Annotated in this window: 12 protein-coding genes; 4 read left to right on the forward strand and 8 right to left on the reverse strand. The window is 63.8% G+C overall.

Features of this window, described 5'->3' with window-relative positions; genetic code table 11:
- Positions 1-116 precede the first annotated feature (116 nt).
- Both rpsI and rplM read right to left on the reverse strand, forming a co-directional pair.
- A complete protein-coding gene (gene rpsI, locus OH705_RS05410; protein ID WP_003260797.1) occupies positions 117-509 on the reverse strand; it encodes a 30S ribosomal protein S9 in 393 nt (130 codons plus the stop codon).
- 14 nt (positions 510-523) lie between these two features.
- Positions 524-952, reverse strand: a complete 429-nt coding sequence (rplM, locus tag OH705_RS05415; RefSeq protein WP_008097538.1) for a 50S ribosomal protein L13 — start codon at positions 950-952, stop codon at positions 524-526.
- 256 nt (positions 953-1,208) lie between these two features.
- On the opposite strand from rplM, the gene OH705_RS05420 reads away from it, so the two are divergent.
- Both OH705_RS05420 and OH705_RS05425 read left to right on the forward strand, forming a co-directional pair.
- On the forward strand, positions 1,209-2,249 hold the full coding sequence (locus tag OH705_RS05420) for an NADP(H)-dependent aldo-keto reductase (RefSeq protein WP_094010224.1): 1,041 nt from the start codon (positions 1,209-1,211) through the stop codon (positions 2,247-2,249).
- 207 nt (positions 2,250-2,456) lie between these two features.
- On the forward strand, positions 2,457-3,353 hold the full coding sequence (locus OH705_RS05425; RefSeq protein ID WP_167335949.1) for a GlxA family transcriptional regulator: 897 nt from the start codon (positions 2,457-2,459) through the stop codon (positions 3,351-3,353).
- A 49-nt stretch (positions 3,354-3,402) separates the two neighbouring features.
- Here the strand turns inward: OH705_RS05425 and zapE are convergent, their stop codons facing one another.
- From zapE to OH705_RS05440, 3 genes are all read right to left on the reverse strand, one after another.
- A complete protein-coding gene (gene zapE, locus OH705_RS05430; protein WP_023630138.1) occupies positions 3,403-4,497 on the reverse strand; it encodes a cell division protein ZapE in 1,095 nt (364 codons plus the stop codon).
- Between the two features lie 85 nt (positions 4,498-4,582).
- Entirely contained in the window at positions 4,583-5,932 is a 1,350-nt protein-coding gene (locus tag OH705_RS05435; RefSeq protein ID WP_094010225.1) for a tryptophan--tRNA ligase, read from the reverse strand.
- A 25-nt stretch (positions 5,933-5,957) separates the two neighbouring features.
- A complete protein-coding gene (locus OH705_RS05440; RefSeq protein WP_094010226.1) occupies positions 5,958-6,593 on the reverse strand; it encodes an alpha/beta hydrolase in 636 nt (211 codons plus the stop codon).
- Between the two features lie 135 nt (positions 6,594-6,728).
- Here OH705_RS05440 and OH705_RS05445 point away from each other — a divergent pair, with 135 nt between their 5' ends.
- Positions 6,729-7,166 carry a YhcB family protein gene (locus OH705_RS05445; protein ID WP_023630140.1) on the forward strand — a complete coding sequence of 146 codons (438 nt, stop codon included), beginning with the start codon at positions 6,729-6,731 and terminating at the stop codon, positions 7,164-7,166.
- Between the two features lie 112 nt (positions 7,167-7,278).
- On the opposite strand, the gene mdeB is transcribed toward OH705_RS05445, so the two are convergent.
- Entirely contained in the window at positions 7,279-9,969 is a 2,691-nt protein-coding gene (gene mdeB, locus OH705_RS05450; protein WP_094010227.1) for an alpha-ketoglutarate dehydrogenase, read from the reverse strand.
- A 24-nt stretch (positions 9,970-9,993) separates the two neighbouring features.
- Positions 9,994-11,190, reverse strand: a complete 1,197-nt coding sequence (locus OH705_RS05455) for a methionine gamma-lyase (protein WP_023632306.1) — start codon at positions 11,188-11,190, stop codon at positions 9,994-9,996.
- A gap of 127 nt (positions 11,191-11,317) precedes the next feature.
- Between OH705_RS05455 and OH705_RS05460 the strand changes: the two genes are divergently transcribed.
- A complete protein-coding gene (locus tag OH705_RS05460) occupies positions 11,318-11,797 on the forward strand; it encodes an Lrp/AsnC family transcriptional regulator (protein ID WP_094010228.1) in 480 nt (159 codons plus the stop codon).
- 89 nt (positions 11,798-11,886) lie between these two features.
- Here OH705_RS05460 and cysN read toward each other — a convergent pair whose 3' ends face one another.
- Entirely contained in the window at positions 11,887-13,788 is a 1,902-nt protein-coding gene (gene cysN / locus OH705_RS05465; RefSeq protein ID WP_038707407.1) for a sulfate adenylyltransferase subunit CysN, read from the reverse strand.
- Between the last annotated feature and the right edge of the window lie 2 nt (positions 13,789-13,790).

The following is a 13,790-nucleotide window of genomic DNA, read 5'->3' on the forward strand; positions in this document are numbered from 1 at the left end:
GCTTGATCTGCGTCTATGCGACAAACGGCCACGGACTAGCAGACAGGTTAGTTGAAGACATAAAAAAAGCCCGGTTCCAAAAAGGAACCGGGCTTTTTTCGACTGCCGAAGCGGTATTAACGCTTGGAGTACTGAGGACGCTTACGCGCTTTACGCAGACCCACTTTCTTACGCTCAACTTCACGAGCGTCGCGGGTGACGTAGCCAGCACGACGCAGAGCGCCACGCAGGGTTTCGTCGTATTCCATCAGGGCGCGGGTGATGCCGTGGCGGATTGCACCGGCCTGACCGCTGACACCACCACCGGAAACGGTGACGTAGATGTCGAACTTCTCAACGGTTTCGGTCAGTTCCAGCGGCTGGCGAACAACCATGCGAGCGGTTTCGCGGCCGAAGAACACGTCCAGAGAACGGTTGTTGATGGAGATGTTACCGGTACCTGGACGCAGGAAAACGCGAGCGGTTGCGGTCTTGCGACGGCCAGTGCCGTAGTTTTGAGTCGCCGACATAATGAACTATCCCGTTAGATCTTCAGTTCTTGAGGCTGCTGAGCAGTGTGTGGGTGAGCAGCACCCGCGTACACTTTCAGCTTGCGGTACATGTCGCGACCCAGCGGGTTCTTCGGCAGCATGCCTTTGACCGCGGTTTCGATAACACGCTCAGGGGCCTTGGCGATCAACTTCTCGAAGTTGATTTCCTTGATACCGCCCGGGAAGCCGGAGTGGGAGTAGTACATCTTGTCGGAAGACTTGGCACCAGTCACACGGATTTGCTCGGCGTTGATGACGACGATGTAGTCGCCGGTGTCAACGTGAGGGGTGTATTCTGGCTTGTGCTTGCCACGCAGGCGGCTAGCGATTTCGGTAGCCAGACGACCCAGGGTCTGACCAGCGGCGTCGACTACGAACCACTCGCGCTTTACTGTTTCCGGTTTAGCAGTAAAAGTTTTCATTCTCTAAAGCCTCAGAGGCCGCCCAGCGAAAAATAGACGGCGAATCTTACTGGATAGTGCACAGCTTGCCAAGGGCAAGCGCGCAGCCGAACGCTGACGCTTTTGGGGGCTCGGGTCGGGCACGCCAATGTTCGACAAGGGTTCCCTGCATGGTGGTGCATCACTTCCGCCACACGGAGAGGGGCAGAATTATCCAGATTGCAGGAAAAATTTCAACCTGCTTTTATGCTCGTCTTTGCCATGGAGCGTATACCCGATGGAATACCGTAAGCTCGGCCGTACCGACCTCGACGTCAGCGCCCTGTGCCTGGGCACCATGACCTGGGGCGAACAGAACACCCAGGACCAGGCCTTCGCCCAGATCGCCCTGGCCAAGGCCAGCGGCATCAACTTCATCGACACCGCCGAGATGTACCCAGTGCCACCGCGCCCGGAGACCTACGCCGCCACCGAACGCATCATCGGCAACTGGTTCGCCGCCAACGGCGACCGTGACGACTGGATCCTTGCCAGCAAGGTCGCCGGCCCCGGCAACGGCATCAGCCACATCCGCGACGGCCAGCTAAAGCACAACCGCCAGCACATCGTCGCCGCGCTGGACGAGAGCCTCAAGCGCCTGCAGACCGACCGCATCGACCTCTACCAGTTGCACTGGCCCGAGCGCAGCACCAACTTCTTCGGCAAGCTCGGCTACCAGCACCTGCCCCAGGACATTTTCACCCCGCTGGAGGAAACCCTGGAGGTGCTCGATGAACAGGTGCGCGCCGGCAAGATCCGCCACATCGGCCTGTCCAACGAAACCCCGTGGGGCACCCTGAAATTCCTGCACCTGGCCGAAACCCGCGGCTGGCCCCGCGCGGTGTCGATCCAGAACCCCTACAACCTGCTCAATCGCAGCTTCGAGGTGGGCCTGGCGGAGGTGGCAATCCGCGAGCAGTGTGGTTTGCTGGCCTATTCGCCGCTGGCCTTCGGCATGCTGTCAGGCAAGTACGAAAACGGCGCCCGCCCCGAACACGCTCGCCTGACCCTGTTCAGCCGCTTTGCCCGCTACTCCAATCCGCAGACCGTGGCCGCCTGCGGCCGCTATGTGCAGCTGGCCCGCGAACACGGGCTGGACCCGGCGCAGATGGCGCTGGCGTTCGTGACCCGGCAGCCGTTCGTGACCAGCAACATCATCGGCGCGACGAACCTCGAGCAACTGCGCAGCAACATCGACAGCCAGGCGTTGAACCTGGGCGATGAACTGCTGGCGGCGATCGAGGCGGTCCATCAGGAGCAGCCGAACCCCGCGCCTTGATGCAACACAGACGCTGCACTGCTCTTTCGTGGGGTAGACACAATCGCCAAAAAATAAGACGATCCAGCCGGTGATTGACCACTCTACCCTATAAGAACAATGACAATGATGTTTACCCAACCCCCGGCGTCGCTGCGGCGCGTCAGCATCCTGGCCGTTGATAAAGTGTTCGCTTCGACACTGATGCAGGCCAAGGACTTCTTCCACCTGGCCAGCCTGCGCTACAGCAAGCAGCTGGGCCTGGGTCTGCAACCGATGTTCGAGATCGGCCTGGTGAGCCCGGACGGTTTGCCCGTGGACAGCTTCAGCAACGTGCAGTTGCCGGTCGACAGCGGCCTCAATGATGCCGACGTGATCATCCTGCCGGCCTTCTGGGACGACTTCGACAACCTGCTGCAACGCTATCCGCAGGTGCTGCCCTGGCTGCGCGCGCAGCATGCCCGTGGCGCGGTGCTGTGCGCCGAGGCCAGCGGCGTGTTCTGGCTGGCCGAGTCGGGGCTGCTCGACGGCAAGGAGGCAACCACCTACTGGCGCTTCTTCAGCAGCTTCGCCGAGCGCTTCCCGAAGATCCGCCTGAACCAGGACAAGCACCTGACCGACGCCGACAATCTCTACTGCGCCGGCGGCACCACCTCGGCCTGCGACCTGTACATCTACCTGATCGAACGCTTCTGTGGCGCCAACGTGGCCCGCGCGGTGGCCCGCGACATCCTCTACGAGGTGCAGCGCAGCTATACCCCGGGGCGCATGGGCTTCGGCGGCCAGAAGCTGCACCAGGACCTGATCATCCTGCAGATCCAGCACTGGCTAGAAGAGCACTTCGCCGACAAGTTCCGCTTCGAGGATGTGGCGCGAAACCACGGCATGAGCATCCGCAACTTCATGCGCCGCTTCCAGAGCGCCACCGGCGACAAGCCCCTGCACTACCTGCAGCGCCTGCGCATCGAGACCGCCAAGGGCCTGCTGTCGAGCACGCGCAAGAGCATCAAGACCATCAGCTACGAGGTGGGCTACGACGACGCGAGCTTCTTCGCCCGGCTGTTCCGCCAGCACACGGAGTTGTCGCCGAACCAGTATCGGCAGCAGTTCATGCAAGAGGCATGAACCTTCTATCGTGGGAGCGGGCTTGCCCCGCTCCCACGAAAGGAATGGCTTACGGCTTGTGCGCCCGCGACAGGAACTCGTGGGACTGCATCTCCAGCAGGCGGCTGAGCGTGCGCTGGAACTCGAAGCTCAGGCGCCCGCCGGTGTACAGGTCCTTGAGCTCCACCTCGGCCGAGATGATCAGCTTCACGTTGCGATCGTAGAACTCGTCGACCATGTTGATGAAGCGCCGGGCGATGTCGTCGGTGGTCACGCCCATCTGCTCGACGTTGCTCAGCAGCACGGCATGGAAGATCTTGCCCAGCTCGATGTAGTCGTTCTGGCTGCGCGGCCCGTCGCACAGGGCGCGGAAGTCGAACCAGGCAACGTCATCGCAGGTGCGCAGGGCATGGATCTCGCGGTTCTCGATCATCAGCACGTCGTTCTCGACTGCCTGGGTGCACTCTGGGGTCAACGCCTTGAAGCTGGCGCGCAGGCTTTCATGCGCCGCGTCGTCGAGCGGGAAGTGGAACAGCTCTGCCTGCTCCAGGTGGCGCAGACGGTAGTCCACGCCGCTGTCGACGTTCACCACATCGGTGTACTGCTTGATCATGGCGATGGCCGGCAGGAAGCGCGCGCGCTGCAGGCCGTCCTTGTACAGGCCGTCCGGGACGATGTTGGAAGTGGCCACCAGCGACACGCCGTTCTTGAACAGCTCTTCCATCAGGGTGCCGAGGATCATGGCATCGGTGATATCGGAGACGAAGAACTCGTCGAAGCAGATCACCTTGGCTTCGTCGCTGAAGCGCTTGGCGATGATGGTCAGCGGGTTCTTCTCGCCCTTGAGGGTCTTCATCTCCTCGTGGACGCGCTTCATGAAGCGGTGGAAGTGCGTGCGCATCTTCTGCTTGAACGGCAGCGCTTCATAGAAGGTGTCGACCAGGTAGGTCTTGCCCCGGCCCACGCCGCCCCAGAAGTACAGGCCCTTGACCGGCGTCTGCTCCTTCTTGCCGAACAGCTTGCCGAACACGCCCGGCTTGTTGTTCTGCGCGTGTACCAGGTCGTCGTACAGGCGCTGCAGGTGACGCACCGCAGTTTCCTGCGCCGCGTCATGGAAGAAGTCGGGGCGTTTCAGATCGGCTTGGTATCGTTCTAGGGGCGTCATGATTTCGTTAGCGAGGCAACAAAAAACGGGCCGTCACTGTAGCGACCGGCCCGCTTAATGGCAATCAGACTTGCGTCAAAGTGACTCAGTCCGCCTGTGGCGCCAGGGCCTCGCGCAGGCTGGTGATGGCCGCGTCACGGGCCTCGGCGGCCTCGAACTGCGGCCCGTCGGCAACTTGCTCACCGTTCAGCCACAGCGAGAAGCCCAGGCCCTCGACTCGCACATCGGCCTCGCCGCCCTGTTGCAGCTGCTTGCTCACCGCCCCAGCGCTCTTGCCATCGGCGAAGCTGCGCGACAGCAGCAATTGCTCGCCATCAGCGGCCAGCAGGCGGAAGCGGAAGCTGCCATCCTCGTCACGGAAGCTGACGAAGCGGGCGCTCTTGGCGGCCTTCTTCTTCACCTCGGTGCTGGCCTGCACGGTGGTGCGGAACGAACGCAGGCCAACTGCCTCGCGCAGTTGCTCGAGGAACGGCGTGGCGATCTTGCGGGCCTTGGCGGCGCCGGCCAGAAGGATGTCCTCGAGCTCAGACGGGCGCGCGATCAGCTGGTGATAGTGCTCGCGCTTTTCGGCCAACTGGCCGTCGAGCAGCTGGAACAGGCGCTGCTTGGCATCGCCCCAGCCCAGGCCCTGAAGCAGCTCTTCGCGGAACTCGGCGCATTGCGCCGGCGAGGAGAAGGCCTGGAACAGGGTGAACAGGTGCGAGTTGTCCGGATCCTTGGCCTCGCCGGGGGCCTTGGAGTCGGTGACGATGCGCGAGATCGCATCCTTCATGTCCTTGGCGCTGGTGAACAGCGGGATGGTGTTGTCGTAGCTCTTGGACATCTTGCGACCGTCCAGGCCCGGGAGCGTGGCCACGCTCTCCTCGATCACCGCCTCGGGCAGGGCGAAGAAGTCCTTGCCCTGGCCGAACAGGTGGTTGAAACGCTGGCCGATGTCACGTGCCATCTCCACGTGCTGGATCTGGTCGCGGCCAACCGGCACCTTGTTGGCATTGAACATCAGGATGTCAGCAGCCATCAGCACCGGGTAGCTGAACAGGCCCATGGTAACGCCGGCGTCCGGGTCTTCGCCGGCCTCGACATTCTTGTCCACCGACGCCTTGTAGGCGTGAGCGCGGTTGAGCAGGCCCTTGGCGGCGACGCAGGTCAGCAGCCAGGTAAGCTCCGGGATCTCGGGGATGTCCGACTGGCGATAGAAGGTCACCTTGGCCGGGTCCAGGCCACCGGCGAGCCAGGTGGCGGCGATCTCCAGGCGCGAACGCTGGATGCGCTGCGGGTCGTCGCACTTGATCAGGGCGTGGTAGTCGGCCAGGAAGTAGAACGAGTCGACGCCGGGCTGCTGGCTGGCGAGGATGGCCGGACGGATGGCGCCGGCGTAGTTGCCCAGGTGCGGGGTGCCGGTGGTGGTGATACCGGTGAGGATGCGCGTGGTCATGGGGGTTCGCTTATTCAGGCTTGGCTCAGTTCGAAAGGCGCGGCAGCAGCAGATCCTTCAGATCGGTCAGCTTGCCATGGAAAAAGTGTCCGCATTCTGCCACTTTCAGCAGCTCGTGGGGGCGCGACAGGGCGGCGGACCAATCGTAGACCAGTTGCGGATCGACCACTTCGTCGGTGTCCGGCTGCACGACGATCAGCGCGACGCGCTCGGGCAGCGGGAACTGCGCGTTCAGGCGCATCACCGCCGGGGCGATCATGAACAGCTGTTGCAGCTCGACATCCGCCGCCTCCAGGCGACCGGCCAGGCTGGCGGCAACGAAGCCGCCGAAGGAGAAGCCCATCAGCACCAACGGCAGCTCGGGATGCTGCTGGCGCAACCAGGCTGCGGCAGCCTCGGCATCCGCTACCTCGCCAGCGCCCATGTCATGGCTGCCGGCGCTCTGGCCAACGCCGCGGTAGTTGAAGCGCAGGGTGACGTAACCTGCATCACGGGCGGTACGCTGCAGGGTCGAGACCACCTTGTTGAGCATGGTGCCGCCCTGGACCGGGTTGGGGTGGCAGATCAGCACCGCGCCGCGGGCATCGGCCACGTCCAGGTACAAAGCCTCGAGCTGGCCGGTCGGGCCATCAATGAACAAGGGGGTTTCGCGGATAAGCAAGGTACTACTCCGTGACCTCGTGAAGGGTCGACTCGTCTAGCAAAGGAATTCTGTTCTGATTTGCGATCGCTCGCGGTATACAGCGCAGGTCTGAGCCGTTAACGTAAAGCAAAGCCGTTTATAGAGGAAGGACTCGTGGAACACTCGCTCCTTGTTTGGTTGCTGCCGACCCTGGCCCTGGTTGTCGGTGTCGTCGTCGGTTTCGCGCTGGCCCGCCTGCTGCCCAACGCGGCACCAAGCAACACCCAACGCCAGCTGGATGACATCCAGCAGCGCTTCGACAATTACCAGAACGAAGTGGTAACCCACTTCAACAGCACTGCATCGCTGGTCAAAAAACTGACCCAGAGCTACCAGGACGTGCAGGATCACCTGGCCGACGGCGCCAACCGCCTGGCCCTGGACGAGCTGACCCGCCAACGCCTGCTGGCCGCGCTGCACTCCGAAGCCGCGCAAGGCCCGCGTGATCGCCTGACGCCGCCGAAGGATACCGCCGAAGTGCCACGCGACTACGCACCGAAGTCGCCGAACTCGCCGGGCATGCTCGATGAGAGCTACGGGCTCAAGCGCTGAATCGATGACATGAAGAAGGCCTCGCAAGAGGCCTTTTTTGTGGGCGCTGTCTACTCGCCCTAACACTCCGTGGGAGCGGGCTTGGGCCGCGATAGAGCCGGCCCGGATCACCTCAGCGATACCAGGCCGCGCCCTCCTCGCCGATGTCATAAAGCGCCCGCGCCTGCCCCAGTACATCCCTCGGCAATACGCCCTGGCATACCAGCCCATGCAAGGCCGCCAGCACCACGGCATACCGGTCCACCTCGAAAAACCGTCGCAACTGCTGGCGCGTATCGCTGCGCCCGAAACCATCGGTGCCCAGGGTGGCATAGGGCGCCTGCACATACTCGGCGATCAATTGCGGCCAGGCGCGCACATAGTCGCTGGCCGCGATCACCGGGGCGGCGCCGGGCAGGCAACGACGCACATGGCAATCCGCCTGCTCCCCGGCTATCGCCAAGCGTTGCGCATCCCTGGCCCCACGCGCCAGTTCGCTGAAGCTGGTGACGCTGAACACCTCGCTGTCGACCTGCCAGTCACTGGCCAGCAACTCGCCGGCGGCAATCACCTCGCGCAGGATGGTGCCCGAACCCAACAAGCGCACCTGGCCACGGGGTGCGGCCGAGGAATGCCGGGCAAAGCGATACATGCCTCGCAGTACATCGTCGTGCATGTCTTCGGGCAACGACGGCTGCGGGTAGTTTTCATTCATCACCGCCACATAGTGGAACTCATCCTGCTGCTCCACCAGCATGCGCCGCGCGGCATGGTCGAGGATCACCGCCAGCTCGCCGGCAAAGCACGGATCCCAGGCCCGGCAGTTGGGCACCATCGATGCCATTACCAGGCTCGATCCGTCCTGGTGCTGCAAGCCCTCGCCGCCCAACGTGGTGCGCCCCGCCGTGGCGCCCAGCAACAGGCCCCGGGCACGCTGGTCGGCGGCAGCCCAGATCAGGTCGCCGACCCGCTGAAAGCCGAACATTGAATAGTAGATGTACACCGGCAGCATCGGCTCGCCATGCACCGCGTAGGCGGTCGCTGCCGCGACCCATGAAGAGATCGCCCCGGCCTCGGTGATGCCCTCCTCCAGCAGCTGGCCGTCCCGCGCCTCCTTGTAGACCAGCAGCGAGCCCGCGTCCTCCGGCTCGTAGCGTTGCCCGTGGGGCGAATAGATACCGATCTGGCGGAACAGGCTGGCCATGCCGAAGGTGCGCGCCTCGTCGGCGACGATCGGCACCACTCGTGGCCCCAACCCCGGCGCCTTGAGCCAGTTGCCCAGCAAGCGCACCGCGGCCATGGTGGTGGACATCTCCTTGCCTTCGGCGTGCAGGGCGAAACCGCCGAATGCCTCCAGCTCGGGCACAGGCAAGGTGGCACAGTCGTTGCGCCGCAGCGGCAGCGGCCCACCCAGTGCCTGGCGGCGCTGGCGCAGATAGACCATCTCCGGGCTGTCTTCGGCCGGGCGATAGAAACGCAGTTGCTCCACCGCCTCATCCGACAACGGCAAATGGAAACGGTCGCGGAAGGCCAGCAGTGCCTGCACGTCGAGTTTCTTGGCCTGGTGCGCGGTCATCCGCGACTCGCCGGCACTGCTCATGCCATAGCCTTTCTTGGTCTTGGCCAGGATCACCGTCGGCCGGCCCTTGCAGGCCCTGGCGGCGGCATAGGCGGCATGCAGCTTGCGAAAATCATGACCACCGCGCTTGAGGGCGTTGATCTCTTCGGTGCTCATGTGCGCCACCAGGCGCTGCAAGGCCGGGTTCTGCTTGAAGAAGTGCTCGAGGTTGTAGCTGCCGTCCTTGGCGCCGAGGGTCTGGAACTGACCGTCGGGCGTCGCCGCCAACTGGCGCAGCAGCGCGTGTTCGTGATCACGGGCGAACAGGGCGTCCCACTCCGAACCCCACAGCACCTTGATCACGTTCCAGCCGGCACCGCTGAACAACGCTTCGAGCTCCTGGATGATCTGGCCATTGCCGCGTACCGGGCCGTCCAGGCGCTGCAGGTTGCAGTTGACGATGAAGGTCAGGTTGTCCAAGCCTTCACGGGCAGCCAGGGTCAGGCCGGCGGTCGACTCCGGCTCGTCCATCTCGCCATCGCCAAACACTCCCCAGACATGCCGGGCAGAGGTGTCGAGCAGCCCGCGATGATGCAGGTAGCGCATGAAGCGCGCCTGATAGATCGCATTGAGCGGGCCGATGCCCATGGAACCTGTGGGAAACTGCCAGAAGTCCGGCATCAGCCAAGGGTGCGGATAGGAGCACAGCCCGTTGCCGCCGACCTCCTGCCGGTAGTTGGCCAGCTGTTCCTCGCTCAGGCGCCCTTCAAGAAATGCGCGGGCATAGATGCCAGGCGCCGAGTGCGGCTGGAAGAACACCAGGTCGCCGCTGCGCTGCACGCCACCGCCCTCGCCGCGAAAGAAATGCTGGAAGCCGACCTCGAAGATTTCCGCCGCCGAGGCGTAGCTGGCGATATGCCCGCCCAGCTCGCCATAGGCGTGGTTGGCCCGTACCACCATGGCCAGGGCGTTCCAGCGCAGGATGCCGGTAATACGCTCGTCCAGCTCGAGATCACCGGGGTAAGCGCCCTGCTGTTCCACCGGCACAGTGTTGCGGTAGGCCGAGAAGGCCTGGGCCTCGCGCTCCAGGCCCAGCTCGAGGGCATGGGCCTGCAGGCGCTGCAGCAGGTAGCGGGCCCGCGCCGGGCCGCAGTGAGCCAGGGTCGAGGCCAGCGCCTCGCACCACTCGGCGGTTTCCGCTGGGTCGCTGTCCAGGGCGGCATCAAGGGCCGTCAACGGCTCGTTCGGGTTCATCATCGCTACCATCGCGCAGGCCTCGTCCGTGGCGATTCAGGCGCAGGCCTTCAGGGCCTGGGCAATGTCGGCAAGCAGGTCGTCGATGTCTTCCAGCCCCACCGACAGACGCACCAGCCCTTCCGAGATGCCATGCTCGGCACGCTCCTGCTGGGTATAGCTGGAGTGAGTCATGCTCGCCGGGTGCTGGGCCAGCGACTCGGCATCGCCCAGGCTCACCGCGCGGCTGAACAGCTGCAGGGCGTTCATGAAACGGCGCCCGGCTTCGATCCCGCCCTTCAGCTCGAAGGCGATCATCCCGCCCGGCAGGCGCATCTGCCGTTGGGCCAGCGCGTACTGCGGGAAGGATGGCAGGCCCGGGTAGTGCAGCAGCTCAACCTGAGGTTGTTCGGCGAGAAACTCGGCCACCTGCTGGGCATTGGCGCAGTGGCGGTCCATGCGCAGGGCCAGGGTCTTGATGCCGCGCATCAACAGCGAGGCGTCGTGGGGCGAGAGCACGGCGCCGGTCATGTCCTTGAGCCCTTCCAGGCGGATGCGGTCGACCAGCGCCTTGCGCCCGACTACCAGCCCGGCGGTGATATCGCCATGTCCGGACAGGTACTTGGTGGCCGAATGCACCACCAGGTCGACGCCCAGTTCCAGCGGGCGCTGCAGGTAGGGCGTGCAGTAGGTGTTGTCGACCACGATGCTCAGGTCATGGCCCTTTGCAGCCTCGACGACGGCAACGATATCCACCAACTGCATGTTGGGGTTAGCCGGCGACTCGAAGTAGATCATCCGCGTCTTTGCGGTGATCGCGGCCTTGAGTGCCGGGATGTCGTTGAGGTCCACATGGCGGATCTTCACGCCGAACTCGCCGATGCCGTGGTGCAGGTAGGCGAAGGTGCAGCCATACAGGGTGCTGCCGACGATCAGCTCGTCACCCGGGCGTAGCAGGGTCCATAGCGTGGCGGTGATGGCGCCCATCCCGGAGGCCAGCGCCAGCCCTGCCTCGCCGCCTTCGAGCGACGCCATGCGTTGCTCCAGCAGGGCCAGCGTCGGGTTGGAAATACGGCTGTAGAAGTGCCCCGGCTCTTCGCCGGCGAAGCAGGCGGCGCCATACTCGACAGTCGGGAAAGCGTAGGTGGCGGTCTGGTAGACCGGCGGCACCAGGGCGCCGCCATGGGACATCGGGTCATAGCCATGGTGGATGGCCCGCGTGGAGAAACCGGTGTTGTTGTTGGAGTCGCGCATGGCAACAGTCTCTTGTGGTTTGTTATAAGCTTATGCCACCAAGCTGCCGCGCTTTTTCCAAACTTGCCCACGCAATCGGGCATGTTTTGAAAGAAAAACAACAAAAATAGAACCAGGAGGGCAAGATATGCCTTCAACGCTCGACCGTACCGACCGCGCCCTGCTCGCCGCCCTGCAGGACAACGCCCGCCTGACCGTTTCCGAACTCGCCGACCAGGTCGCCCTGACCACCTCGCCCTGCTGGCGGCGGGTCAAATTGCTCGAGGACAACGGCTACATCACCGGCTACCAGGCCATTCTTTCGCCCAAGTCGCTGGGCTTCGGGGTGACCGCGTTCGTCAGCATCATGATGGACTCGCACACCAAGGAAATGGCCCTGGCGTTCGAGAAACGGCTGATGGAGATCCCCGAGATCGTCGCCTGCCACAATATCTCCGGGCGCTATGATTTTTTGCTGGAGATCCTGGCACGGGACCTGGAATCGTTTGGCGAATTCACCCGGGAGGTGCTGCAGCGGTTGCCGGGGGTGAAGGAGATCTATTCGAGCTTTTCGTACAAGGCGGTGAAAGAGCGACGGGTGATTCCGGTGTCGGAGAAGCATATCTAGGGTCGCAAAGCAGACCCAAAATCCTGCCAACAAACGCCGTACAAATGAAAAACCCCGCCGAAGCGGGGTTTTTCACATCAGGCAATCAATCAGATCGCCCCACGCTGACGCAGCACATCCAGCACCAGCTTAACGCCTTCATCGACGCTGACCGACTGGGTGTCGATCACCAGGTCCGCATCCAGCGGCACATCGAATGGGAAGCTCTCGCCCGGGATGTTGTCGCCACCGGCGGCATACAGGCCCTGCGGGTCACGCTCGCGGCACACCATAGGCGAGGCCTGGACATACACCGTAACCAGACGCTCCTTGCCGATCAGCGCCTTGGCCTGCTCGCGGCCCTCGGCATCAGGGGCGACGAAGGCGGCCAGGGTCAGCAGGCCGGCTTCGTTGAACTGGCGCGCCACATGGGCGGCGCGGCGCCAGTTCTCGGTGCGCCCGGCGCGGTCCTGCGGCAGGCCTTTGTTCAGGTCGTGACGCAGGTTCTGGCCGTCGAGCACGTAGACTGCACGGCCCATGTCGAACAGCTTGCGCTCCACGGCATAGGCCAGGGTGCTCTTGCCGGCGCCCGACAGGCCACTGAACAGCACGGTGGCTGGCTGCTGGCCGAAGCGCAGGGCGCGCTCTTCGGTGGACACATGGGCCAGCTTGCCGTGCTGGCCAGTGCCGCCGTGTGGCAGGACCGGCGGGGCGATGATCATGCCGGCGCCGACGGTGCCGTTGGTCAGGCGGTCGATGACGATGAATGCGCCGGTGGTGCGGTTGCTCTCGTAACCGTCCAGGGCGATGGCGCTGTCCAGGGCGACCTTGACCCGGCCGATCTCGTTGAGTTGCAGCGCGCTGGCGGCGCCCTGCTCCAGGGTATTCACATCGACCTTGTGGGTGATGCTGGCGATCGAGCCCGGCACATAGCTGGTGGCGCGCTTGATGTCGTACTTCTTGCCCGGGAGCATCGGCTCCTCGGCCATCCACACCAGCATGGCGTCGAACTGGTCGGCCACCGTTGGAACATTGTCGGCATGCACCAGCAGGTCGCCACGGGAGATGTCGATCTCGTCTTCCATGGTCAGGGTCACCGCCTGGCCAGGCCCGGCGTTCTCCAGTTCACCTTCATAGGTGACGATGGACTTGACCCGGCTGCTCTTGCCCGACGGCAGCACGACGATCTCGTCGCCCTTGTGCACCACGCCACCGGCGATGGTGCCGGCGAAGCCGCGGAAGTTGAGGTTCGGGCGGTTGACGTACTGCACCGGGAAACGCAGGTCGGTGACATTGCGGTCGGCAGCGATCTCGACAGTCTCGAGGATCTCCATCAACGCAGGGCCCGTGTACCACGGCGAACGCTCGCTGCGGTTGACCACGTTGTCACCCTTGAGCGCCGACATCGGCACGAAGTGCAGGCTGCTCGGCTTGAGGTCGATGCCCTCGGCGAACTTCAGGTAGTCGGCCTTGATCGACTCGAAGACCTGCTCGTCGAAGCCCTTGAGGTCCATCTTGTTGACCGCAACGACGATGTGCTTGATGCCCAGCAGGGATGCGATATAGCTGTGCCGGCGGGTCTGGGTCTGCACGCCGTAGCGGGCATCGACCAGGATGATGGCCAGGTCGCAGGTCGAGGCGCCGGTGGCCATGTTGCGGGTGTACTGCTCGTGGCCCGGGGTGTCGGCGATGATGAACTTGCGCTTGGCGGTGGAGAAGTAGCGGTAGGCGACATCAATGGTGATGCCCTGCTCGCGCTCGGCCTGCAGGCCGTCGACCAGCAGCGCCAGGTCGACTTCCTCGCCAGTGGTGCCGGACTTCTTCGAGTCACGGGTGATGGCCTCGAGGTGGTCCTCGTAGATCATCTTCGAATCGTGCAGCAGGCGCCCGATCAGGGTGCTCTTGCCGTCGTCCACGTTGCCGCAGGTGAGGAAGCGCAGCAGTTCCTTGCGCTCGTGCTGGGCCAGGTAGGCGAGGATGTCCTCGCTGATCAGATCAGATTGGTGCGACATGC

The sequence above is a fragment of the Pseudomonas sp. BJa3 genome (assembly GCF_026343815.1).
Taxonomy (GTDB): domain Bacteria; phylum Pseudomonadota; class Gammaproteobacteria; order Pseudomonadales; family Pseudomonadaceae; genus Aquipseudomonas; species Aquipseudomonas soli.